The sequence below is a fragment of the Ferrimonas futtsuensis DSM 18154 genome (assembly GCF_000422645.1).
Classification (GTDB): Bacteria; Pseudomonadota; Gammaproteobacteria; order Enterobacterales; family Shewanellaceae; genus Ferrimonas; species Ferrimonas futtsuensis.
In genome coordinates this window covers 24,741-47,023 of record NZ_AUGL01000023.1, presented here as the reverse complement: position 1 = coordinate 47,023, position 22,283 = coordinate 24,741, and the positions used below count along the sequence as shown (strand labels likewise).

The following is a 22,283-nucleotide window of genomic DNA, read 5'->3' as shown; positions in this document are numbered from 1 at the left end:
TCCTTCTTCGCTGTGAACTGTCAGCTTTCAACACTGACGGTTTGCTGTGAAGTACCGCGAATCACTTCAATTTTTCTCTTGGATGATTGGGCTGGCCTTGGGGCTGCGGGAGCAGGCTCCTTAGGCTTGGCTTCCACCTTGGGGTCTTCCGATTCAGGGGTGAGTTGGGCCAACTCAGCCTCACTTTCGTCGGTGGGGTTGCGCAGCGCCAGCTGAATGATGCCGCGGCTGCGGGCACTCATCAGTGTTTCAGCTTCTTCAAGGGAAACCTCCAGGGTGACCGCCCTGACCACCAGCGGTTGATTGGTCTCTTGATCCACTTTTTGGTCAACCGCCAATACCTTAAGATTACTCAGTACAACATCGGTGACCGACTCTGCCGATTCACTGCGAAGGTTGCCGACTTTGTAGGTCACCAGAACATCCACCCTGTTTCCCGGTAGCAGGAAGCCTGCTACACCCACCACGTCGTTGACTCGGATGGTCACTGCCCGTTTGTTGGGTTCGATAAGGCTGGCCAGCACACTGCCCTCACCTCGTTGGGCCAATTTGTCCGGATGCAGGATATCGCCCCTTATCATGGGAAACTTGGCTACCATCTCAACTGCGTCCGAGGTGGAGGTGATGGCGTCATCGGGCACCAACTCATTGGGTATGTTTTGTATGCTCAAGTGGCGGGTTTCCAGTACGGTACCTGCGGGGACATTCACCGCCATGGTGACCACGATGGACTGGTTGGGGTTGCCCTCTGCAGGTTGCCGCTGTTTCAGCCAGCTTTGGGCTAGCAGAACTGCTCCGACACCGAACAGCAGAGACAACAGAACGAAAAACATTGACCTGGTATTCATCTCTCCTCCTGACCTTAGCCGCTGTCAGGCGCCTAGCGCGCCGAGCTGACAAAGTAGATCGACCATGCCCGCTCAATTAGCTGCTGAGTCACTGCCGCGGGTAGCTGGTTGTAACTGATCTGGTCCGCCACAATGGAGAGCAGATCTCTTGGGTGGCAGGGTAATAAGGGTTTCCCTGACCTGGCGTAGTGAGTATTTATTAGCCACTCACAAACTTTTGGATCGAAGTTTAAATTTAACTCTTCGCAGTTTTGCCGCCAGATGTCGATGTATTGATCTCCATTGATGGCGGAAAATTCTATCTTGTAACCGAGGCGTCTTAAGAAGGCGTCATCCACTAATTCGTTTGGATCAAGATTAGTCGAGAAAAGCAGTATCTGCTCAAAGGGCACATCGAAGTGCTCACCACTTGGTAGGGAAAGAAAATCACGACGCTCCTCCATTGGGACGATCCAGCGATTGAAGATCTCTTTAGGGGTTATTTGTTGCCGCCCCAAATCGTCAATCAGCAGGATGCCGTTATTGGCTTTAAGCCCAATAGGTGAGTGATAGGTTTTACTGTTGGGATCATAGTGGACATTAAGCATATCCCTGGTGAGTTCTCCGCCAACAACTAAAAGGGGGCGCCGACACCTGTGCCACCTTGCATCGTGACCCTCTGTGAGAAGCAGGGGACTATCTGACTCATCTTCGATTGATTCATGTAACTCATGAATCTGGGGATCGAACACCTGAATAATTGCCTGACCCACACAGATAGCGTGTGGAATAAAGACGTCATCGCCCAGCACCAGGTTAAAGTGCCTGCAGAGGTAACTCTTTCCCGTACCTGGAGGGCCGTAGATCAGTACGGGGCGCTTTGAGTTAAGTGCCGGACCTATCTCTTCCATCAATCGGTCTGGAAGGACGAGGTTCTCCATGGCGGCTTCAATCAGATGACGGGTAATGGCAACGTTTCGGCTTGATTGCGCTCGGCACACTTGCCAGTACTGGTCTAAAGGAACGGGCACTGGGCCCAGGTAACCACTTTTCAAAAATGCGGTTTCTGCTTGGGCACGGCCGGTGTGGCTCAGGGCGTAACGCATCTGGCCATCGCTGGAGGTTTGCTTGTTTTCGACCAGGCTTTCCTGTTTGCATTTGTCCAGCAGCTGCTGCACCAGATTGCCGGGGAGGGAAAGCCGGTCTGCCAGCTCATTGAGGGTAAGCACATCACCATCACTGAGGTGCTTGATAGCCAGGCTTTGGAGTATTGGATAGGAGATACCGACATCCCTCAGTGAAACTGGCTTGTTTACACCGGTCTGGAAAGAGGGTAATGCGGATGAATCTAATGCCTGGTTCATTTCAGTTGTCCTTAATTTATACCCTGTGTTTGACTTGCCTTTTTACTCAGAAATAGTAACGTCCGCCTTTGTCTGAAATTTATTGATATCCATCTCCGAGCATTCGCCTTTTTAAAGCCGAGACAGTTCTGCCAACAATTAAGTTGGCTTGGGAATCTGAGCTGGGGGAGTCTTCGGATTACTGGCCGTCACAATCTCCGGCAGCGTCTACGTTGCTGCACATTTCGGATATTCTTCCAGCAGTTTCAATTCCGAGTTCGCCAAACGCGACAACCATTCCTGCGGCAACCAGACTGCCTGCAATGGCGTACTCCACAGTAGAAAGTCCATTTTCATCCTTTAAGAACGCGCTAATCCCTGATTCTTGCATTCCCCTAACCCCTGTTCATTCCGTTGCATTAAATTGCGCACTAACTCAAGCCTAGACAACAGCAATGAAATTGGCCTTTCTCCTAATTGCGTAGGCTGGCACCAGTCTGCGATCGAAAATTTACAGACCGGGTAAATTAGTGGGGCCCAACATGATAACCAGCCAGCCAATAGCCAGGGCAGGAGCATAAGGCACTCTTAGTCCGGCAGCCTCGTAGGGACTGGGCTTGAAGTAGGTGCGGGTCATCAGGCATTGGTAGTAACGCTTGAGGCTGGCCAGCACCCCGTACCAGCCGACGCGAAACAGGGCGAAGCCCATGGTGGTGAACCCGCCTGCGATGATGCCGAAGCAGAGATTCCAGAACACCATGTAGGGGCCGAGAATGGCGCCTATGCCGATCATCAACTTGACGTCGCCTGCGCCCAGCATCTTCTTGACATAGAAGAAGATCAGCAAGACGGCAGCTGCCAGAGCCCCTCCCAGGGAGGTCAGCAAGCCGCTCCAACCCTCAAAGGCGAATTGCAGACCCAGCCCACTGATTAGTGCAGAAAGAACCAGCCAGTTAGGGATGCGCTCCGTCCTAAGGTCGGTGACAACTGCGATAAGGAAGACGATGGAGGTCAGTACGTACTGGCATTGTAATAGTGTCATGGTGATACGCCCCTGAAAAAACAGAGCACCGCCGACAGGCAGTGCTCTTCATTGCGACAAAGTATGTCAACGTCCGTGTTTACTGGCCGTCACAGTCACCGGTTGCGTCTACAGCAGCACACAACGCAGAGATCTCCTGTGTGGCCTCTGTCCCTAGCTCACCAAACGCGATAACCATACCGCCTACTACCAGGCTACCGGCAATGGCATACTCTACCGCGGACAAACCGCTCTCATCATTCCAAAACTCAACGAGTGCCTTCTTGAACATAACAATAATCTCCGCGCAGTTAGTATTACCTGTTTAATGTCCCAGGAATGTGTTCGAGCGATAGGGTAAGAGGTTGCTCGACACTGTTGTAAACTTAGTCGAGAAAATTCAGCTCTGCCTAGCCTGAAGTTGCGAAAACTGTCATTTAAATGATGCCAAGTGGATATTCACACATCTGTTTTCATTTGTTTGTGGAAAAAATGGTAAACATATCAGTTATCTAAATCAAATTGTATATGTCTGCAGCAATGGAGGCACTATTGTCCCCTTTTGGCCATGCGGGCATATAGACAATATACACCTTGGCAGTATTGCCCAGGCTTTGGGTAAAGCTGTCCCTGCTTTTTTTTGCATATTGCAATTTTTGACGTTCAGGTAAAGGGATATTTCTCTCCAGATAAGCGAGCAGACGATCGATATTCTGGATTCTGATACATCCATGACTAAGTGCTCTCTGGGGACGAAGAAACAGTTTCTGGTTTGGGGTGTCGTGAAGAAATATGGCGTTGCTGTTTACCAGGTTTAATCTGGCGCTGCCCAGTGCATTGTTACTCCCCGGCCTCTGTTTAAGCTGGTACTGCGACAACAGGCCGGGAAGCTGGCCCGGAGCGACATTTTTCCAGGGAAGAGGGGAGTTGGGCGATTTTGGGTCGATAAGTTCGAAACCTTGGCGCTTAAGGCTGTTGCTGTCCCGCCGGTAGGCCGGCAACAGCTCTCCCTTGATGATGCTCCAGGGCGGGGTCCAGCTCGGGTTGAGGGTCACCGAGCTGAAACGGCTGTTGAATCTGGGGGTGGGCGTGTCTGGCGCCCCGATGATGACCGGCAGGACCATGTGGACCCGCTTGCCTTCTAGGGCCATCAACTGATAGTGGGGCAGGTTCACCAATATGGCGTCCCCTGACAGCTGTGGGGGAAGTTGCAGCCACTGGCGCAGGCTGAACCTGATGGCGGCCAGTCTTTCCTCATTGTCCAGAGAGAGCGCATCAATGGTGTCTGCGGTCAGCCGACCAGACGCGGGCAACTGGCTCTCCCGCTGGAAGCGGCGCAGGGCATCGATCAGGGGAGGGTCCCACACATCCCGGTTAATCAGGTGGGGGGGCAGAGTGTCTCCAAGCCTGGCCGCCAGAAGGCGGCGCAAAGGAACAAGCTCTGGATGAGATTGCCCAAGTGAGAAGGTGCGGATGTCGGTGAAATCCGGTCTTGGCAGGTCAGCCAGCTTCTGTTCTTCATGGAGTGCGGCCCTGAGTCGCTCAAACGCCTGATAGCTTGGGGCAATGCCGCTTACCCAGGTTTGCAGCTCGGCGGGGGAACTGGCCTGGGCCAGTGCTTCCAGAACGGGATCCGGAGAGACTCCCCTCAGGGACGCCTGAAAACGGACCAGACGCTCGCTTGCCCTGAAGGCCTGGGTTGCATCTTCCGGTAGTGCAGGGCTGAACTCCAGATCCACCAGTATCCGGTACCAATGGTCCGCCCATGGGGCACTGCCTGGTGCTGGCCAGAGAGTCTGCCCCTGAAGCGGCAAAGAGAGGGTGAGCAGGAGCAGTAGCAGACTGCGCATCAGCTCTCCGAGGCCAGATAGTCAGGGTTACGACACTGGAGGTATCGGTGAAACGCATGACTGTGTCTGCCCTGGCTGCTGCCCTGTTTAAACTCAGTGGGGGTCATGCCGTAGTGGGCCTTGAAGGCCCGGCAGAAGTGGGATGGGGTGGAGAAGCCCAGCTTGTAGGCTACCGACGCAATGTTCAGCCCTTCGTCCTGGAGAGCATCCGGGGCGGCTTCCAGGCGGCGACAGACCAGATAGAGACTGAATTTGAGTCCCAGGTGCTGACGAAACAGGTGACACAGCCGGCTGTCGCTGATCCCCGCCTCATGGGCCAGCTTTTGCAGGGAGAGAGGCTGCTCGAACCGCTGCTCGATGTTCTCCAGAACATTGCGCAGCTTTTCATGGGTGGGACGCAAGCTGTGCCCCGGAGCCTGGAAGCCATCATTGAGCAGCAGCTTGAGCTCCACCGTGTCTGCGGGAGAGAGGGGCAACGCAAACACTTGGGTTATCTGCAGTGACAGGGCAAGTTTCAGTACAGGAATGTTGAGTCTGGGCACCAGCCAGATGATCTTCCGCTCGGGCTGTTGTTGCCTGAGCTCCCGGGCCCGGCTGAGCTCCGCCGCGCTCTGGGCATCGAACTCCACCAAGCAGGGGCAACCCTCTCGTTTCAGCTCGTTGAAGGGCTGTATCTCCACATGCAGCGCGTCCGCCAGTTGATGGCGCACACGTCCCAGGGGTTGTTCTGAGAAGTGGGTCAACACCACTCTTGGCACATCCATTGTTAACATAGTTTACCCCATTGTCATCATTGTCATCGGCCATGTTTCTGTCGGCACGGCTCACTATAAAGAGCTAGTACAAGTGGGGCGTTAGTGCAAAGAAATCATTTTATTAGTGGAAGTTAGATGTCTGGAATCCAGTCATGCGGAGACAAGAAAGCCCGCATGGGAGCGGGCTTTTGGGGCATTGGAGGTGGCCCTCGCGGCTGGTGGCGGGAACTAGTCCGCCAGGGGGAATTCAGGCCCCCAAGGGACTAGTCCGTCTTGTCCTCGGGTTTGAAGTCCTTGGGCAGATGCCGGTAGAGGTAGAGGATGGTCAGCAGGGTGTAGACCAGGGTCATCCCCATCAGGCCGAACACCTTGAAGTTCACCCAGGTCTCCTGGGACAGGTTAAAGGCGATATAAAGGTTGAGCACGCCGCTGGCCACGAAGAAAATCACCCAGGCCAGGGCCGCCTTTCGCCATACCTTGTCAGGCAGAGGCATCTCCTTGCCCAGCATCGCCTTGAGCAGAGACTTGTTCATCAGTTCGGCGATAAGCAGGGCGCCGGCAAACAGGAACTGGACTATGGTGACCTTCCATTTGATGAAGGTGTCATCCCTGAGCACCATGGTCAGGGTGCCAAACACCGCCACCAGGGCGAAGGTGATCAGGTGTTGTTTCTCAACCCGCTTGTAGAGCAGGTAGATAAGGGCTATTTGCAACGCAGAGGCGGCCACCAGGGCTCCGCTGGCGAGGAAGATGTCGTAAAACTTGTAGACGGCGAAAAATACCAGCAGGGGCAGGAAGTCGAGGATCTGTTTCATTGTGTCTCTGTCATCCAGGGGCAGGCGGACAGTCTAACCAATAGCACAAGTACTGGAAAGGCGGAGCGCAGGGGGCTCCGCCTTTTGGGGTGGGTTTTAACCAACTTTGCGGGTGGCGTCCTTCATGGCTCGGGTAAACCGGGTTAACTCCTCGGTCATACGCTGAATATCGCCATGATATTTCTCGATGATCTTCACTGTGGCACTGCCGGAGATGGCGCCGGCGGCGCCCGCGCCTACCGCATCGCGTACCTGCTGAGGCTCAGAGATGCCAAAGCCGAGGATTGCCGGAGGGGCGTCGAACGCCTTGAGGCTCTCCAGCAGAGGGCCAACCGGCATCCCCGCCTTGGTCTCGGTGCCGGTGACCCCGGCACGGGAGAGCAGGTAGGTGTAGCCTTCTCCTTGCTCGGAGACCGCCTTCAGGGTCTGTTCGTCGCCGTTGGGCGGTGCGATAAAGATGGGGGCCACGCCGTGACGTCGGGCAGAGTCGGCAAACTCCCGACTTTCCTCCACGGGGACATCGGCCACCAGTACCGAGTCGATGCCGGTGTCGCGGCAGCGCTGATAGAAAGCGTCGATCCCGGGGGAGAACACCAGGTTGGCGTACACCAGCAGGCCAATGGGCAGCTGGGGGTAACGCTGACGCACCTGGGCCAGCAGGTCGAAACAGCGGGCCGGGGTGGTACCGGCACTCAGGGCGCGCACCGTGGCGTTCTGGATGGTGGGACCGTCCGCCAGGGGATCGGAGAAGGGGATCCCCAGCTCCAGGGCATCGGCACCACCGGCCACCAGGGCGTCAATCACCGCCAGGGTCTGATCCGGGTGGGGGTCACCCAGGGTCACAAAGGGGACAAAGGCGCCTTCGCCCTTTTCATTCAGGGCGTCAAACAGGTTCTGGTAACGGCTCACAGTTTGCCCTCCTGCTCCAGGATGTTGTGTACGGTAAAGATGTCCTTGTCTCCGCGGCCGGAGAGGTTGACCAGCAGCAGGGTTTCCTCGGTGGCGGCCTCGGCCATCTTGTAGGCGTGGGCCAGGGCGTGGGAGGATTCCAGGGCGGGGATGATCCCTTCGCAGGCGCACAGGCGCTGGAAGGCGGTCAGGGCCTCGTCGTCGGTGATGGAAGGGTATTGGGCCCGGCCGGTGGCGGCCAGGTGGGCGTGCTGAGGGCCGACTGAGGGGAAGTCCAGTCCGGCGGAGACCGAGTAGGACTCCTGAATCTGGCCATGCTCATCCTGCATCATCGGGGATTTCATGCCGAAGAAGATGCCGGTGCTGCCGTGGGCCAGGGGAGCGCCGTGCTCGCCGGAGTCGATGCCGTGACCGGCAGGCTCCACGCCGATGAGGGCCACATCGGTCTCTTCAATAAAGTCGGCGAACAGGCCGATGGCGTTGGAGCCGCCGCCGACACAGGCGATCACCGCATCGGGCAGGCGCCCCTCTTTGGCCAGGATCTGTGCCTTGGCCTCCTCACCGATCATCCGCTGGAACTCGCGCACTATGGTGGGGAAGGGGTGGGGCCCGGCGGCGGTGCCCAGCAGGTAGTGGGCGTGGTCGTAGTTGGCGGACCAGTCGCGCATCGCCTCGTTGCAGGCATCCTTGAGGGTGGCGGAGCCGGCGTGCACCGGGATCACCTCGGCGCCCATCAGTCGCATGCGGAACACGTTGGGGCTCTGGCGCTCCACGTCCTTGGCGCCCATGTAGACCCGACACTTGAGGCCCAGCAGGGCACAGGCCAGGGCGGTGGCCACGCCGTGCTGGCCGGCGCCGGTCTCGGCGATGATCTCATGCTTGCCCATGCGCTTGGCCAGCAGCGCCTGACCCAGGACCTGATTGGTCTTGTGGGCGCCGCCGTGGAGCAGGTCTTCCCGCTTGAGGTAGATTTTCACCTTGGGGTTGGGGCTGAAGTTGCGGGTCAGGGTCAGGGCGGTGGGGCGACCGGCGTACTCTTTCAGCAGCTCGGTAAACTCCTTCTGAAACTCGGGGTCCTGCTGGGCGTCGACAAACGCCTTCTCCAGCTGCTTGAGGGCCGGCATCAGGATTTGGGGCACATACATGCCGCCATATTCACCGAAGTAGGGGTTTAGGATGGTCATGGGGCTTCCTCAGTATTGGCGCAGGCTGGCAAAGGCCTGGGCTATTTTATCTTGCTGTTTCAGGCCGGGGGCGGACTCCAGGCCTGAGTTGAGATCCAGTCCCAGGAAGCCGGCGGCGGCAGCCTCCTGAACGTTGTCGGGGGAGAGACCACCAGCCAGCATGGCGCTGGGGCGGTCCTCGCCCACCAGGGACCAGTCGAAGGTGGTGCCGGTGCCACCAAACTGGCCCGCCTTGGCGCTGTCGAACAGCAGCCGGTCGGCGTTGCTGACCCGGTTGCTGCCGTCGGGCTTGACCGCCTTCCAGATCTGGGTGTGTGGCAGTTGCGGGCGCAGGGCGTCGATGTAGGCCTCATCCTCACTGCCGTGCAGCTGCACTGCGTGCAAGGTCAGTTCGTTGGCCAGTTTGGCCACGGTCTCCGCGGATTCGTTGACGAACACGCCGACGAAGCGAAGATCGGCGGTCTGGCGTAGGCGGGCAGCCTGCTGCGGGGTGACGCAGCGGGGCGACTTAGGGGCGAAAATCAGGCCGCCATAGAGGGCGCCGGCCTCGGCCACCGCCTTCACATCGGCGTCGCGGGTGAGGCCGCACACCTTGTTCTCGCCGAAAATCAGCTGGCGGCAGGCCTGGTCAATGTTGTCCTGGGCGGTCAACTGGCTGCCCACCAGGAAACCATCCGCCAGGGGTGCCAGGCGGCGCACGTCCTGATGGGTGGCGATGCCGGACTCACTGATCACCACCCGGTCCTGGGGAATCCTGGGGGCCAGGCGCTCGGTGGTGGCCAGGTCGACGGAGAGATCGCGCAGATCCCGGTTGTTGATGCCGATGATGCGGGCACCCAGGGCGATGGCGCGCTCAACCTCTTCGTCGTTGCTGACTTCGGTGAGGATGTCCAGCCCCAGGATGTTGGCCTCTTCGGCCAGTGCCCGGTACTGCTCATCGTCCAGCACCGACAGCATCAGCAGGGCGGCGTCGGCGCCCATGTGGCGGGCCAGGCGCAGCTGGCGGGCGTCCACCACAAAGTCTTTGCACAACACCGGCACGCTGACCGCAGTCCGCACCGCCTTCAGGTACTCGAAGTCGCCCTGGAAGAACTGCTCGTCGGTAAGCACCGAGATGCCGGCGGCGTATTTGTCGTAGACCGTGGCAATGGCCACCGGGTCGAAGTCGGGACGGATCAGCCCTTTGGAGGGGCTGGCCTTTTTGCACTCCAGGATGAAACCGGCGTTGCCGCCTTTGAGGGCGTCATACAGGGAGCGGTCGCTGGGGGCGGCGCGGCTGTGCAGCAGTTCGCCGTAGCGCCGCTCCAGCTGGTCGATGTGCCGGGCCTTGGTGTCGACAATCTTGCCTAAGATGGTACTCACTTACACCGCCTCCTGTTGACTGAGCTGGGCGAAGTCGCGGATCAGCTGCAGCGGCTTGGCGGCGTCCATGGTGGCCATGGCCAGCTCGGTGCCGGCCTTCATGCTGTCCGCCTGACCGGCGAGGTAGAGGGCGGCGCCGGCGTTGACCGCCACCGCTGCCCGCTGGGCATCGGTGCCGCCACCGCCAAGCAGCTGCTCGGAGATGGCGCGGTTCTCTTCCGGTTCGCCACCGCGGATGGCGGCCAGATCGTACTGATTGACTCCGAGGTCGGCGGGGGAGAAGTGGCGCTCAATCATCTCGCCACCGATGATTTCCAGTGCCTGGCTGTCGCCGTGAATGGCCAGCTCATCCAGGCCGCTGCCGTGCACCACCATGGCCCGCTCCACGCCCAGAGAGCGAATCACCTCGGCGATGGGACGGATCAGCTCAGGAGCGTAGACCCCCAGCAGCATCTGGTTGGGGCGCGCCGGGTTGATCAGTGGCCCCAGCACATTGAACAGGGTGCGGGTCTTCATCACCTGGCGCACCGGCGCGGCGTGGCGCATGCCGGCGTGGTAGTGGGGGGCAAACAGGAAGGTCACCCCCAGCTGGTCCAGACACTGGGCGGAGTGATCCGGACACATGGTCAGGTTGACCCCAAACTGGTTGAGCAGGTCGGAGGCGCCGGAGCGGGAGGAGACGCTGCGGCTGCCGTGTTTGGCCACCCGGGCACCGGCGGCGGCGGCCACAAAGGTGGCGGTGGTGGAGATGTTGATGGTGTTGGCGCCATCGCCGCCGGTGCCGACGATGTCGATGAGATCACCTTGCGGGCGGGGGAAGGGGCGGGCCGCTTGGCGCAGGGCTTCGGCGGCACCGGTGATCTCCTCGATCTGCTCGCCCCGCAACTTCAGCGCGGTGAGCACACAGGCCAGCTCCACCTCGCTCACCTCTCCATGGACCACATAACTGAACAGGGTCTTGGCCTGCTCGCGGGAGAGGGCGTTGCCGTCAAACAGCTGGGTCATCATCTTTTGTACTGGAGTCAGCATAGGGGCGTGTCCTCGGTCAGCAGGGTCAGGGTGCGGGTCAGCAACCCGCTGCCCTCCAGGGTCAAAATGGATTCGGGGTGGAACTGAAAGCCCACGGCCCGGTGCTGTGGGTGGACGATGGCCATCGCCATCTCGTCGACCTTGGCGGGCACGTGCAGGCAATCAGGCACAGTATGGGCCACCAGGCTGTGGTAGCGCGCCACCGGCAGAGGGTTGGCCATGCCGCGGAACAGCGGACCGCCGTCGTGGCTCATGGGGCTGGCCTTGCCGTGCACCACCTCGCCGGCGAAGCCTACCTTGCCGCCGTAGTGCTCCACCAGGGCCTGATGCCCCAGGCAGATCCCCAGGATCGGCAGTTTGCCCGCCACCAGCTCAATAAGCTGCATCATGCAGCCCGCTTCGGCGGGAGCGCCGGGGCCGGGGCTGAGCACCAGCACCGCGTCCTGGTGCTCCTTCAGCAGTGTGTTCGCCAGCTGTGCGGCATCGATGTCGTTGCGGTAGACGGTCACCGGGTGGCCCAGGCTGCGGAACTGGTCCACCAGGTTCCAGGTGAAGGAGTCGAAGTTGTCCAGCAGGATGATGGGGTTCACAGGCTACCTCCCATGGCGCGGATCACCGCCATCGCCTTGTTGCGGGTTTCATCGGCTTCCGACTGCGGATCGGAGTCATACACCACGCCGGCGCCGGCCTGGACATAGGCGGTGCCACCGTTGACCAGGGCGGAGCGGATGACGATGCAGGTGTCCATGTCACCCCGGCCGTTGAGGTAGCCGACGGCGCCGCCGTAGCTGCCTCGCCGCTCCCCTTCCGCCTCACGCAGCAGCTGGGCGGCACGGACCTTGGGGGCGCCGGTGAGGGTGCCCATGTTCATGCAGGCCTGGTAGGCGTGCAGGGCGTCCAGATCCTCACGGAGCTGGCCGGTGACCCGGCTGACCAGGTGCATCACATGGCTGTATCTGTCCACCTTGAGTAGTTCGGGAATGCGGCGGCTGCCGGGCTGACTGATTCGGGCGATGTCGTTGCGGGCCAGATCCACCAGCATCATATGTTCGGCGGTCTCCTTCTTATCCTGGCGCAGGCCCAGTTCGATGCGGGCATCCAGATCGTAATCCAGGCTGCCGTCGGCGCGGCGGCCGCGGCGGCGGGTGCCGGCAATGGGGTAGATCTCCACCTGGTTGGAGTCGGCGCCATACTTGAGGGCGCTCTCCGGGGAGGCACCGAACAGGGTGAAGGTTTCATCTTGCATCACGAACATGTAGGGGCTGGGGTTGTCCCGGCGCAGTCTGCGATAGGCCTCGACAGGGTTGGGGCAGGGCAGGGAGAAGCGTCTTCCGGGCACCACCTGGAAGATGTCACCGGCGCGAATGTGTTCCTTGAGATTTTCCACCTTTTGACGGAACTGGGCGTCGTCCTGGCTGAGCTGGACGGTCGTCGGCTCTGCCACCGAGACCGCCTTGCCGCCGGTGAAGCCATCGATGCGCCGGGCCAGCTCTGCCAGGGACTGGCTCAGGTGGTGCTGGCTCATCTCGGCGTGGGCACCGCCAAACAGGGTGCCGATCAGGCGGGCGGAGCGGCGGCGGTGGTCCAGAACCAGAGTCTGCTCCGCCAGGTAGAAGAGGTAGTCCGGGCAGTTGTTGGGACTCTCTTTTACTTCCGGCAGAGGCTCCACCGTGGCCACCAGATCGAAGGCGAAGCAGCCGGCCAGCATCAGCGACTGGGCACAGGCGTCGTCGTGATCCACGCTAGCAAGAATACCGCGCAGCACCGACAGGGGGGAGGGTGCCTTGAGGCGGCTGTCCTCATCCAGGGCCTGGGGCTGTTGGGGCACCGTCAGCGTCAGGGTGTCGCCCTCAAGCCGGGGAGTGAACTCCGTCAAGCTGGCCTGAAGATGGGGCAGCAGGCTCTTGCCGTTGGCGCTCAGGGCCCGGCAGTTGATGCTGTGGCCGTTGCACTCGATGCGCAGGGCGGCGGCCAGCATCAGCAGGCTCTGGGTGTCCGCCTTGGTGTCCACTTCGGCGGACTCCAGCAGCATGGTGTTGGGCAGATCGCCAGCGAGCATCTGGAACAGATCCGCCGGTTGGTGTTGATATCTGCAACTGAGGGTCAGGGTGTGGCTCTGACCCGGTTTAAGAGATGCGATCACTTCAGGCTCCTTCCCGCGGCTTCCACAAAGGGTTTCAAAGAGGACATCAGGTCATCAAATTGTTGAGGATCCAGGTTTTGATGTCCATCGGAAAGGGCCTGGGCCGGGTTGGTGTGGGTCTCGACGATGATGCCGTCGGCGCCGACCGCGGCGGCGGCACGGGCCAGGGGGATCACCAGCTCGCGGACGCCGGTGCCGTGGCTGGGGTCCACCAGCACCGGCAAGTGGGTCTTGCGCTTGAGGTAGGCGACGGCATTCAGGTCCAGGGTGTTGCGGGTGGCGGTCTCATAGGTGCGGATGCCCCGCTCACACAGGATGACATTGGGGTTGCCGGCGTTGACGATGTACTCGGCGGCCAGCAGCAGCTCCTCGATGGTGGCGCTCATGCCGCGCTTGAGCAGTACCGGAGTGTCCAGCTTGCCTACCGCTTCCAGCAGGCGGAAGTTCTGCATGTTGCGGGCGCCGATCTGCAGGCAATCCACATACTGGGCCATCAGCTCGGCGTCGGCCGCGTCCACCACTTCGGAAACCGTGGGCAGGCCGCTGCGTTCGCTGGTGGCCTTTAAGATCTTCAGCCCCTCCTCACCCAGGCCCTGGAAGCTGTAGGGGCTGGTGCGCGGCTTGTAGGCCCCGCCACGGATGGCGGCAACCGGGTGGTGGGTCAGATAGTCGGCGATGCCATCGAGCTGGGCCTGACTTTCCACGGCACAGGGACCGGCGATCACGGTGAAGCCCTCTCCGCCGACGGCGTGGCGGCCAATCTTGACCCGGGTATCGATGGGGTAGAGTTCGCGACTCACCAGCTTGTAGGAGGAGAGGATGGGTTTGACCTCATCCACCAGGGGGTGGCTCTCCAGGTGTAAAGATTGCAATACACGTTCATCACCCAGGGCGCCGAGAACGGTACGCTCCACACCTGGCATGTAAAGGGGTTTGAGCCCTTTGGCTTCAATCTGGCTCAGCAGTTGCTGAGCGTCTTCTTTGCTGGCATGTGGCTTGAGAATGATGATCATGGCTGATTGTTCCGTCAAATAGATATAAAAAAACCCGCTTTGGTTACAAAGCGGGTTTTCGTTGTCTGGTTTCTGTTCTCTGTTACTCAGGCACAGTCCAGCGCACTTCCCGCTTGTTTGGGATGTGCCACCACCACTGAATGTTAAACAGAGTTGCCTGAGTCACGTTAGAGAGTCCGTAATTTCAAGTTTACGCAGAAGGTTTACACGGACAGTAACCCGAGGCGGCTAATGGTGTCAACCCTGGATTCAGCCGGTGATTGCCGTCGCAAAAGTCGCACTGGGCGTCCCGAGGCCAGATTGGCCCCCATCTTGGTGTCAAAGTGAAGTACAATATAGCTATCGTATTGTCTGTACAGACTGTTTTATGCAATTCCTGCAGTAGTCACTCAAGAGAACACCCAACTGCCCATGAAGTTTGATTTTCACTCCCACACCACCGCATCCGATGGCACCCTCACCCCGTCTGAGTTGGTGGGTCGGGCTCTCAACCAGCAGGTGGATGTGCTGGCCATCACCGACCATGACACCACCGCCGGCCTGGCGGAGGCCCGTGAGGCGGCCCGGAGCAGTGCGCTGACCCTGATCAGCGGCGTGGAGATCTCCACCAAGTGGCACAGCTTTGACATCCATGTGGTGGGGTTGGGGTTCGATGAGGAGAACGCCGAGTTGCAGCAGTTGCTGGCCGAACAGCGCCGCCGCCGGGATCTGCGGGCCAAGGAGATGGGCAACCGTCTGGCCAAGAAGGGGATCGCCGGCGTCTGGGAGGAGGCGGTGCGTAAGGCCAACGGCGCCACCGTGGGCCGGGGCCACTTCTCTCGGGTATTACTGGAGCGAGGTCTGGTGACCACTCAGCAGCAGGCTTTTGACAAATACCTGGGCCGGGGCAAACCGGGCTATGTGCCCAATGACTGGTGCGACATTGCCACGGCGGTGTCGGTCATTCAGGGGGCCGGCGGGCTGGCGGTGCTGGCACACCCCGGGCGCTACCAACTGTCCAACAAGTGGTTGCGCAAACTGCTGACCCTGTTCAGTGAGGTGGGCGGGGATGCCATGGAGGTGGTGCTGTGTCAGCAGCCCCAGAACGAACGCAGTTTCCTGGCACAGCTGTGCCGGGAACATCAATTGCTGGCTTCGGTTGGCAGTGACTTTCATCAGCCGGGCCGCTGGGTCGAGTTGGGCCGGCACCTGCAGTTGCCGGATCTGCCCGGCGTCTGGCAGAAGCTATACCAAGAACAATAAGTATCTGGAGGAGCAATGAGCCAGTTTTTCTATGTACACCCTGAGACGCCGCAGACGCGCCTGATCAATCAGGCGGTTGCCATCGTGCGAGGCGGTGGGGTGGTGATCTACCCCACCGATTCCGGTTACGCCATCGGCTGTGCCCTGGGGAATAAGAAGGCCCTGGACCAGATCTGCCGTATCCGTCAGATCGACAGTGACCACAATTTTACTCTGATGTGCCGCGACCTGTCGGAGCTGTCCCTCTATGCCAAGGTGGATAACCTGGCGTTTCGCCTGCTGCGCAACAACACGCCGGGTCCCTACACCTTTATCTTCAAAGGCACCAAGGAGGTGCCCCGCCGCCTGCTGAACGAGAAGCGTAAGACCATCGGCATCCGGATTCCCGATAACGCCATCGCTCTGGCGCTGCTGGAAGCCCTGGGGGAGCCGATGATGTCCAGCACCCTGATTCTGCCCGGCAAGGAGTTTGCCGAGTCCGATCCTGAGGAGGTGCGCGATCGCCTGGAGCACCAGGTCGACCTGATCATCCATGGTGGTTACCTGAGTGAGAGCCCCACTACAGTGGTGGATTGCAGTGACGATGATGTGCAGCTGGTCCGGGAAGGCGCGGGCGACCCCACACCCTTTTTATAGTATGGTTAGCTTTTTACCCTTGAACGCCTATAATAGCGCCGCCTGATATGAGCCAAGCTCCACTGACAGTTCAGCCGCCCCTGCCTCTGGCGGTGGTCCGAGGCAAGCCCCTGGTGGAGCTGCCGGCGGACCTCTATATCCCGCCGGACGCCCTGGAGGTGATTCTGGAGGCGTTTGAAGGGCCTCTGGATCTGCTGCTCTACCTTATCCGGCGCCACAAGCTGGACATTGTGGATCTGCCGGTGTTCGACATCACCCGTCAATACATGGATTACATCGCCCTGATGGACCATCTTCAGATGGAGTTGGCGGGCGAGTATCTGGTGATGGCGGCGACCCTGGCTGAGATCAAGTCGCGGATGCTGCTGCCTAAGCCGGAGACGGAGGAGGGCGAAGAGGAGGATCCGCGCATGGTGCTGATCCGCCAACTGCAGGCCTATGAGGTGATCAAGACCGCCGCAGAGCAGATGGATACCCTGCCCAGAGTGGAGCGGGACACCTGGGTGGCGCACGCTGGACGGGCGGCCAACCTGGTGCCTCGCGTGGTGCCGCCTGAGGTGAGCCTGGATGAACTGCTGGACGCCTTGCGAGGCGTGCTGTCCAAGGCGGAACTGTTTGAACAGCATCAGGTGGAGCGGGAAGCCCTCTCCACCCGGGAGCGGATGAGCCGGATCATGAGTCTGCTCAGTGCCGACCGGTTTACGCCCTTTGTCAGCCTGTTTGAGCCCCGGGAGGGGCGCGCCGGTGTGGTGGTGACCTTCCTGGCCGTTTTGGAACTCTCCAAGGAGAGCCTGGTGGAGATTCAACAGGTGAAACCCATGAGCCAGATCCACGTGAGGGCAAGGGCGTGAGCAAAATTAATGATGCCCAGCTTAAGCAGCTGATTGAGGCCGCCTTGTTTGTGGCGGACGCTCCCTTGAGTGCCAAGGGGCTGCGCCAGGGGGTACTGGCGGCGTTCCAGGTGACCCTGGGGCGGATCAATGAGGTGTTGGATGAGCTGGAGTCCGATTATGCCGGACGAGGCATCAATCTGGTGCAGGTGGCCGGTGGCTACCGTTTCCAGAGCAATACGGATCTGAGTGATCCCCTTTCCGCGCTGTGGCAGGAGAGGGCGCCCAGATACTCTCGGGCACTGCTGGAGACCCTGGCGCTGATCGCCTATCGCCAGCCGGTGACCCGGGGACAGATTGAGAAGATACGTGGGGTGGCGGTGAGTTCCAATATCATCCGCACCCTGATGGAGAGAGATTGGGTGAAAGTGGTAGGTCATAAGGAGGTGCCGGGACGGCCCGCCCTCTATGCCACCACGGATGCGTTTTTGCATTATTTTTGCCTGGGGAGTCTGAGTGACCTGCCACCACTGAGTGATGAGGGTGCCATCGAGGCCCTGCTCAGCGGGGGCGCGGTTCAGGACCCCGTACATTAAAGAAGAGAATTCATGAGCGAAAAGCTACAGAAGGTGTTAGCTCGTGCCGGCCACGGTTCCCGTCGTGAGATGGAAGCCGTTATTGAGGCTGGGCGAGTCAGTGTGAACGGCAGCGTGGCCAAGCTGGGTGACCGGATTGAAACCGGCGTTGACCTGCAGGTGCGCATCGACGGTCACCTGGTGTCCATCCAGACGGAAGACGACGTCATCTGCCGGGTTCTGGCCTACTACAAGCCGGAAGGGGAGCTGTGTACCCGTACCGACCCTCAAGGTCGTCCCACGGTCTTTGACCGTCTGCCCCAGGTGAAGGGCAGTCGCTGGGTAGCGGTGGGCCGATTGGACATCAACACCTCGGGCCTGCTGCTGTTTACCACCGACGGTGAACTGGCCAACCGACTGATGCACCCCTCCCGGGAAGTGGAGCGTGAGTACGCGGTGCGGGTATTCGGTGAAGTGTCTGAAGACAACCTGCGTGCGCTGCGCGGCGGCGTTGAGCTGGATGACGGTCCAGCCAGTTTCAAGCGTCTGATTGCTGCCGGTGGTGAAGGTTTGAACCATTGGTACCACGCGGTGCTGAGCGAAGGACGTAATCGCGAAGTGCGCCGTCTGTGGGAGAGTCAGGGCCTGCAGGTGTCCCGTTTGATGCGTATCCGTTATGGTGACATCACCCTGCCCAAAGGTCTGCCTCGTGGCGGCTGGACTGAGCTGCCCCTGGAGCAGGTGAACTACCTGCGTACCCTGGTGGAGCTGGATCCGGAAAGCCGTTCCCTGATGGATAAGGACAAGCAGTCTGCCCGTCGTAAGGCCAAGATCAAGACTGGTAAGATCCGCCGGGCGGTGAACAAGCACAGCCGCGGCCGGAGTCCCAAGCGCTAAACGCGACTTAGGCGTTTCCCATAAAAAAACCAGCCATCAGGCTGGTTTTTTTGTGTCGGGATCAGACTATAAGCCGACTTTCCCGGAGCAGCTGTTCATAGTCTACGGCGCTCAGTGGGCGGCTGAACAGGAAGCCCTGCCCCTGGTAACAGCCGCATTCGAGCAGCCTCATCACCTGGGTGTCGGTCTCGACCCCCTCGGCGATCAATTGCAGCTGCAGCGAGCGGGCCAGTTCGCCGATGGTGTTGATGATTTTCCTGTCCTTGTCATCGGTCTCGATGGCGTCGATGAAGGTCTTGTCCAGCTTGATCTTGTTGATGGGCAAGTCCTTGAGCAGGGCAAAGGAGGAGTAGCCGGTGCCGAAGTCGTCGATGGCGATGCTGACCCCGAGCTGCTGCAACCCCTTGAGGGTGGCGGCGGCTTCATCCGGATTGCGGATCAGCGAGTTTTCGGTGATCTCCAGCTCCAGACGGTTGGGGATGATTTCGTGTTGTTCCAGGCAGCGGCGCACTAGCCCAAGCAGGTCCCCCTTCTCCAACTGGGCGGAGGAGATGTTGATGGCCAGCCTGACGTCCAGCCCCTCTCTGTGCCAGCGGGCCAGCTGGCGGCAGCCCCGTTCGAGCACATAGCGGTCCAGCTCCAGGATCAGGCTGCTCTCCTCCGCCACCGGAATAAACTCCACCGGTGGAATGCGCCCCTTGATGGGGTGATACCAGCGTACCAGGGCTTCCGTGCCGACGATGTCGCCATTGACCAGTGAGTTCTGGGGCTGGAACTCCAGGTGCAGTCCCCCCTGGTTCAGTGCCTTGCGCAGCTCATTCTCCAGATCCAGCTTGCCGTAGAACAGGTGGGATTCGCTCTCATCGAAGAACTTGTAGGCGCTGCCACCATTGCCCTTGGCCAGGTACATGGAGATGTCGGCGTTCTTCAGCAGGGTTTCGGCATCGCCACCGTCACTGGGGTAGAGGCAGATGCCGATGCTCAGGCCGATGTAGAAGTTCTTCTCCTTAAGAGTGAACGGCTCTTTGAAGGACTCAATGGCGCGCTGGGCAATGTGCTCAATCTGGGCCTTGTCCTCATATTGCTCCAGCAGGATGGCGAACTCATCGCCGCCGACCCGGGCGACAAAGTCGCGGCTTCTCAGGGTGCGGCGCAGCCGGCTGGCCGCCAGCTTCAGCAGTTGGTCGCCGGAGTCATGGCCCAGGCTGTCGTTGATGGTCTTGAACTTGTCGAGGTCGATGAACATCAGTGCCATGCGGCCATTTCGGCCGTGACTGATGCTCTGGCGCAGCCTTTGCTGAAAGGAGGCGCGGTTGGGCAGGCCGGTGAGCTGATCGTAGTAGGCCTGATAGGTGATCTTCTTTTCGGCGGCCACCTGGGTGGTGACATCCAGCATGGATCCGAAGATGGCGATCTCACCCTTGTACTCTGTGGTGACGCAGTAGAACTCCAGGTGTTTGGTCTGGCCGGTCTTGGCGAAGCAGCGGATGCGGCGGTGCAGGTGAGGCCCCAGCCCCGCCTCTTCTGAGGTCTCTTTGGGGGCATCCAGCCAGTCCTTAATGTGCAGGAAGTCCTGGTAGTGGATCAGCTCGGAGAGGTCCTTGAGAGCCAGCAGCTCGTCGGGGGTGTAACCGATCATATCCGCGGCCCTGGGGTTCACATAGGTGAAGCGGCCATGGGTGATGATGAAGATGCCGGTAAGGGAACGTTCGGAGAGCTCCCGAAACTGCAGCTCGGAGTCCAGCAGCGCCTGAGTCTTCTGGGCCACCTGCTGCTCCAGCCGGTATTTGATGTTGCCCTGCTGCAGGATCCACAGGCTGATCAGCGAGGAGGTCACCAGGCCACAGATAAGAATAAACAGGAAGGAGATGGGGTGATTGACCTCCTCCAGGCTTTCTGCCCTCAGCTGACACTGCAGGCCATTAACCAGAAAGCTGCGGCTCTGCCCCGTCTCCACCGGCTTGCCGGTGTTGTTGTAGACGTGTTCAGAGATCAGGTTGCCGCAGTAGAGGCTGTAGTTGATGCTGTCGCCGGCCAGCAGGTTGAGACCGTCGAGTAACTTGCTGTCGCCAAAGCGCATCACCGCGTTGATGAACCCCCAGAATCGGGTGCCGTCTGACGGGGTGGTGCTCTGCTGGTGTTGATCATTGACGAAGATGGGCTGGCTCAGAACCAGGCCGGTGCCCCCCGCATACAGCGAATAGGGGCCTCCCATCACCGCTCGCCTGAGCCGGACAGCTTCCCGGGTGGAGTGTTGCCCACTGATCTCCTCGCCCAGGCCGGGGTGGGGCTGATCGGGGTAGACCGCCCAGATGCGGCTGTCCGGGGCCAGATCCAGCCCAACCACCGAGGGGTTGTTCTGCAGAATCAGATAGGCCAGCCGGTGAAACCGCTGCTTCAGTACCTCCGGCTCGGCATGGTGAATACGCTGGATGGAGGAGGCGGCCAGGTAGATGGCTGAGTGGATCTTGGCCACTTCCGAGACCATACGCTCCTCGGCGCTGCTCAGAAAATCGTACACCTTGGCGCGACGCTTCTCCGCCTCGTAATTGTCTATGGTCTGGGTGGCACTCAGGGTCAGCCCAAGGGTAAAGAGAAACACCAGGGCCGCCATCAGCATGCTGTAGCGCCTGATCTTCATCGCTCGCCCTGAGGCCGTTGGTTGCGGCGAGGCAGGTCGGTCAACCGACAAGGTCCATTTCATGGGTTTGACTGATCTCTGTTGGGCTTTTGTACAAAACGCGTCTGGGTTTTGTCTCAACTTTAGTTAAGAAAGTACAAAATTATCATTGCATTACAATAAATGCACCTGAGAGTTTTTCTGAGGCAGGTTAAGGGGGGCAGTTCTGTGATCTTCCTGGAAAAGTGCGGTTCACCAAAGGGAAAACCGCACTTTTTGCTTGAAGCCTTTTACGTTTTCGGTTGGGCGTCCAGGCTCTGGCCGTGAACGTCCAGGCTGTCATCGCCCATCAGGTAGAGATAGAGGGGCATGATCTCGTCCGGGGCCCTCAGGGTCTGTGGGTTCTCTGCCGGGTAGGCCAGGGCACGCATCCTGGTGCGGGTCGCCCCTGGATTGATGCAGTTCACCCGGATGCCGCTGCCGTCCAGCTCATCGGCCAGCACCTGCATCATCCCTTCGGTGGCAAACTTGGAGATGGCGTAGGGCCCCCAGAATGCCCGTCCTTTGCGGCCGACGCCGGAAGAGGTGAAGATCACCGAGGCCTTGTCCTGCTTCTTCAGCAGAGCCAGCAGTGCCTTGGTCATCATGAACTGGGCGGTCACATTGACCTTCATCACCTCTTCAAACATATCCAGCGGGACCTGGTCCATGGGGGTGAGGCTGCCCAGTTGACCGGCGTTGTGCAGCACACCATCCAAACGGCCAAACTGGCCTTCGATGGTGTCGGTCATGTCCCGGTAGTGTTCCTCGGTGGCCCCTTGCATATCCAGAGGGATGATGGCGGGCTGAGGAGCGCCCAAGGCTTCAATTTCGTCGTAAACGGCCTCAAGTTTTTTCACACTGCGGCCGAGCAGAATCACAGTGGCGCCATGGCTGGCAAAGCTTAACGCGGCCTGTCGACCAATGCCGGCCCCGGCGCCGGTAACCAGAATGACCTTGTCCTTGAGAAGATCTTTTTTGGGGCTGTATTCCAACATCCTTTCACGCCTTCCTTATGTTGCAGTGCGCTTTATTCGGGAGTTTGCAGTACTCAAAAACAGCCGTTTCAAACAAGCGATTGCATTCTGGGTACCACGAAATGGGGTATTGGTTGCAAAAATGTAGCTAACATATGGTTTTTGCGTTACTTTGGGTGAAGTCGCAATGGGCATATAGAGCGGCATTTCCACCAG

General features: G+C 59.7%; 21 protein-coding genes. 5 read left to right on the top strand and 16 right to left on the bottom strand.

Translation table 11 applies throughout. The annotated features are described in order from the left end of the window. Positions 1 to 20 precede the first annotated feature (20 nt). The 14 genes from cpaB to G505_RS0114735 form a co-directional block, all read right to left on the bottom strand. A complete protein-coding gene (cpaB, locus tag G505_RS0114805; RefSeq protein WP_028110265.1) occupies positions 21 to 848 on the bottom strand; it encodes a Flp pilus assembly protein CpaB in 828 nt (275 codons plus the stop codon). Between the two features lie 32 nt (positions 849 to 880). Then, the gene (locus tag G505_RS21690; RefSeq protein WP_084644013.1) at positions 881 to 2,191 is read right to left on the bottom strand and encodes an AAA family ATPase; all 1,311 of its coding nucleotides are present in this window, start codon (positions 2,189 to 2,191) and stop codon (positions 881 to 883) included. A gap of 178 nt (positions 2,192 to 2,369) precedes the next feature. Then, a complete protein-coding gene (locus G505_RS0114795) occupies positions 2,370 to 2,561 on the bottom strand; it encodes a Flp family type IVb pilin (protein ID WP_028110264.1) in 192 nt (63 codons plus the stop codon). Between the two features lie 120 nt (positions 2,562 to 2,681). After that, complete coding sequence (locus tag G505_RS21685) at positions 2,682 to 3,212, bottom strand: A24 family peptidase (RefSeq protein WP_084644012.1); 531 nt, start codon at positions 3,210 to 3,212, stop codon at positions 2,682 to 2,684. Between the two features lie 491 nt (positions 3,213 to 3,703). Beyond that, positions 3,704 to 5,041 carry a L,D-transpeptidase family protein gene (locus tag G505_RS0114780; RefSeq protein ID WP_028110262.1) on the bottom strand — a complete coding sequence of 446 codons (1,338 nt, stop codon included), beginning with the start codon at positions 5,039 to 5,041 and terminating at the stop codon, positions 3,704 to 3,706. Then, positions 5,041 to 5,814: a helix-turn-helix transcriptional regulator gene (locus G505_RS0114775; protein WP_084644011.1), complete on the bottom strand. Its 774-nt coding sequence runs from the start codon at positions 5,812 to 5,814 to the stop codon at positions 5,041 to 5,043. The genes G505_RS0114780 and G505_RS0114775 overlap by 1 nt, the downstream gene beginning before the upstream one ends. Positions 5,815 to 6,059: 245 nt before the next feature. After that, on the bottom strand, positions 6,060 to 6,611 hold the full coding sequence (locus G505_RS0114770; protein WP_028110260.1) for a septation protein A: 552 nt from the start codon (positions 6,609 to 6,611) through the stop codon (positions 6,060 to 6,062). A gap of 96 nt (positions 6,612 to 6,707) precedes the next feature. Then, positions 6,708 to 7,520, bottom strand: coding sequence for a tryptophan synthase subunit alpha (trpA, locus tag G505_RS0114765; protein WP_028110259.1), 813 nt, complete (start codon positions 7,518 to 7,520; stop codon positions 6,708 to 6,710). Then, positions 7,517 to 8,704 carry a tryptophan synthase subunit beta gene (trpB, locus tag G505_RS0114760; protein WP_028110258.1) on the bottom strand — a complete coding sequence of 396 codons (1,188 nt, stop codon included), beginning with the start codon at positions 8,702 to 8,704 and terminating at the stop codon, positions 7,517 to 7,519. Before trpB ends, trpA begins: the two co-directional genes overlap by 4 nt. 9 nt (positions 8,705 to 8,713) lie before the next feature. After that, a complete protein-coding gene (trpCF, locus tag G505_RS0114755) occupies positions 8,714 to 10,066 on the bottom strand; it encodes a bifunctional indole-3-glycerol-phosphate synthase TrpC/phosphoribosylanthranilate isomerase TrpF (protein ID WP_028110257.1) in 1,353 nt (450 codons plus the stop codon). Then, positions 10,067 to 11,095: an anthranilate phosphoribosyltransferase gene (trpD, locus tag G505_RS0114750; RefSeq protein WP_028110256.1), complete on the bottom strand. Its 1,029-nt coding sequence runs from the start codon at positions 11,093 to 11,095 to the stop codon at positions 10,067 to 10,069. Then, positions 11,089 to 11,685, bottom strand: coding sequence for an aminodeoxychorismate/anthranilate synthase component II (locus tag G505_RS0114745; protein ID WP_028110255.1), 597 nt, complete (start codon positions 11,683 to 11,685; stop codon positions 11,089 to 11,091). Before G505_RS0114745 ends, trpD begins: the two co-directional genes overlap by 7 nt. Then, positions 11,682 to 13,238, bottom strand: a complete 1,557-nt coding sequence (locus tag G505_RS0114740) for an anthranilate synthase component 1 (protein WP_028110254.1) — start codon at positions 13,236 to 13,238, stop codon at positions 11,682 to 11,684. Before G505_RS0114740 ends, G505_RS0114745 begins: the two co-directional genes overlap by 4 nt. Next, positions 13,235 to 14,251, bottom strand: a complete 1,017-nt coding sequence (locus G505_RS0114735) for a bifunctional 3-deoxy-7-phosphoheptulonate synthase/chorismate mutase (protein ID WP_028110253.1) — start codon at positions 14,249 to 14,251, stop codon at positions 13,235 to 13,237. Before G505_RS0114735 ends, G505_RS0114740 begins: the two co-directional genes overlap by 4 nt. A 411-nt stretch (positions 14,252 to 14,662) precedes the next feature. Between G505_RS0114735 and rnm the strand changes: the two genes are divergently transcribed. The 5 genes from rnm to rluB are packed head-to-tail and all read left to right on the top strand — an operon-like array spanning position 14,663 to position 18,431. Continuing rightward, positions 14,663 to 15,493, top strand: coding sequence for an RNase RNM (gene rnm / locus G505_RS0114730; RefSeq protein ID WP_028110252.1), 831 nt, complete (start codon positions 14,663 to 14,665; stop codon positions 15,491 to 15,493). Between the two features lie 15 nt (positions 15,494 to 15,508). Further along, on the top strand, positions 15,509 to 16,129 hold the full coding sequence (locus G505_RS0114725) for an L-threonylcarbamoyladenylate synthase (protein ID WP_028110251.1): 621 nt from the start codon (positions 15,509 to 15,511) through the stop codon (positions 16,127 to 16,129). A 47-nt stretch (positions 16,130 to 16,176) separates the two neighbouring features. After that, on the top strand, positions 16,177 to 16,980 hold the full coding sequence (locus G505_RS0114720) for a segregation and condensation protein A (protein WP_028110250.1): 804 nt from the start codon (positions 16,177 to 16,179) through the stop codon (positions 16,978 to 16,980). Next, positions 16,977 to 17,555, top strand: a complete 579-nt coding sequence (gene scpB / locus G505_RS0114715) for an SMC-Scp complex subunit ScpB (protein WP_028110249.1) — start codon at positions 16,977 to 16,979, stop codon at positions 17,553 to 17,555. The genes G505_RS0114720 and scpB overlap by 4 nt, the downstream gene beginning before the upstream one ends. Before the next feature lie 12 nt (positions 17,556 to 17,567). After that, on the top strand, positions 17,568 to 18,431 hold the full coding sequence (rluB, locus tag G505_RS0114710) for a 23S rRNA pseudouridine(2605) synthase RluB (protein WP_028110248.1): 864 nt from the start codon (positions 17,568 to 17,570) through the stop codon (positions 18,429 to 18,431). 61 nt (positions 18,432 to 18,492) lie between these two features. Here rluB and G505_RS21680 read toward each other — a convergent pair whose 3' ends face one another. Both G505_RS21680 and G505_RS0114700 read right to left on the bottom strand, forming a co-directional pair. Further along, positions 18,493 to 21,072 (bottom strand): bifunctional diguanylate cyclase/phosphodiesterase, encoded by a 2,580-nt coding sequence (locus tag G505_RS21680; protein ID WP_051216276.1) that lies wholly within the window; start codon positions 21,070 to 21,072, stop codon positions 18,493 to 18,495. A gap of 269 nt (positions 21,073 to 21,341) precedes the next feature. Next, positions 21,342 to 22,088 (bottom strand): YciK family oxidoreductase, encoded by a 747-nt coding sequence (locus tag G505_RS0114700; RefSeq protein ID WP_035385451.1) that lies wholly within the window; start codon positions 22,086 to 22,088, stop codon positions 21,342 to 21,344. Positions 22,089 to 22,283 lie beyond the last annotated feature (195 nt).

Excerpts from the sequence above, each read along its gene's own strand:
- cpaB (WP_028110265.1), bottom strand. The coding sequence starts at position 848 with ATGAATACCAGGTCAATGTTTTTCGTTCTGTTGTCTCTGCTGTTCGGT.
- G505_RS21690 (WP_084644013.1), bottom strand. The coding sequence starts at position 2,191 with ATGAACCAGGCATTAGATTCATCCGCATTACCCTCTTTCCAGACCGGT.
- G505_RS0114795 (WP_028110264.1), bottom strand. The coding sequence starts at position 2,561 with ATGCAAGAATCAGGGATTAGCGCGTTCTTAAAGGATGAAAATGGACTT.
- G505_RS21685 (WP_084644012.1), bottom strand. The coding sequence starts at position 3,212 with ATGACACTATTACAATGCCAGTACGTACTGACCTCCATCGTCTTCCTT.
- G505_RS0114780 (WP_028110262.1), bottom strand. The coding sequence starts at position 5,041 with ATGCGCAGTCTGCTACTGCTCCTGCTCACCCTCTCTTTGCCGCTTCAG.
- G505_RS0114775 (WP_084644011.1), bottom strand. The coding sequence starts at position 5,814 with ATGTTAACAATGGATGTGCCAAGAGTGGTGTTGACCCACTTCTCAGAA.
- G505_RS0114770 (WP_028110260.1), bottom strand. The coding sequence starts at position 6,611 with ATGAAACAGATCCTCGACTTCCTGCCCCTGCTGGTATTTTTCGCCGTC.
- trpB (WP_028110258.1), bottom strand. The coding sequence starts at position 8,704 with ATGACCATCCTAAACCCCTACTTCGGTGAATATGGCGGCATGTATGTG.
- trpD (WP_028110256.1), bottom strand. The coding sequence starts at position 11,095 with ATGCTGACTCCAGTACAAAAGATGATGACCCAGCTGTTTGACGGCAAC.
- G505_RS0114735 (WP_028110253.1), bottom strand. The coding sequence starts at position 14,251 with ATGATCATCATTCTCAAGCCACATGCCAGCAAAGAAGACGCTCAGCAA.
- rnm (WP_028110252.1), top strand. The coding sequence starts at position 14,663 with ATGAAGTTTGATTTTCACTCCCACACCACCGCATCCGATGGCACCCTC.
- G505_RS0114725 (WP_028110251.1), top strand. The coding sequence starts at position 15,509 with ATGAGCCAGTTTTTCTATGTACACCCTGAGACGCCGCAGACGCGCCTG.
- G505_RS0114720 (WP_028110250.1), top strand. The coding sequence starts at position 16,177 with ATGAGCCAAGCTCCACTGACAGTTCAGCCGCCCCTGCCTCTGGCGGTG.
- rluB (WP_028110248.1), top strand. The coding sequence starts at position 17,568 with ATGAGCGAAAAGCTACAGAAGGTGTTAGCTCGTGCCGGCCACGGTTCC.
- G505_RS21680 (WP_051216276.1), bottom strand. The coding sequence starts at position 21,072 with ATGAAGATCAGGCGCTACAGCATGCTGATGGCGGCCCTGGTGTTTCTC.
- G505_RS0114700 (WP_035385451.1), bottom strand. The coding sequence starts at position 22,088 with ATGTTGGAATACAGCCCCAAAAAAGATCTTCTCAAGGACAAGGTCATT.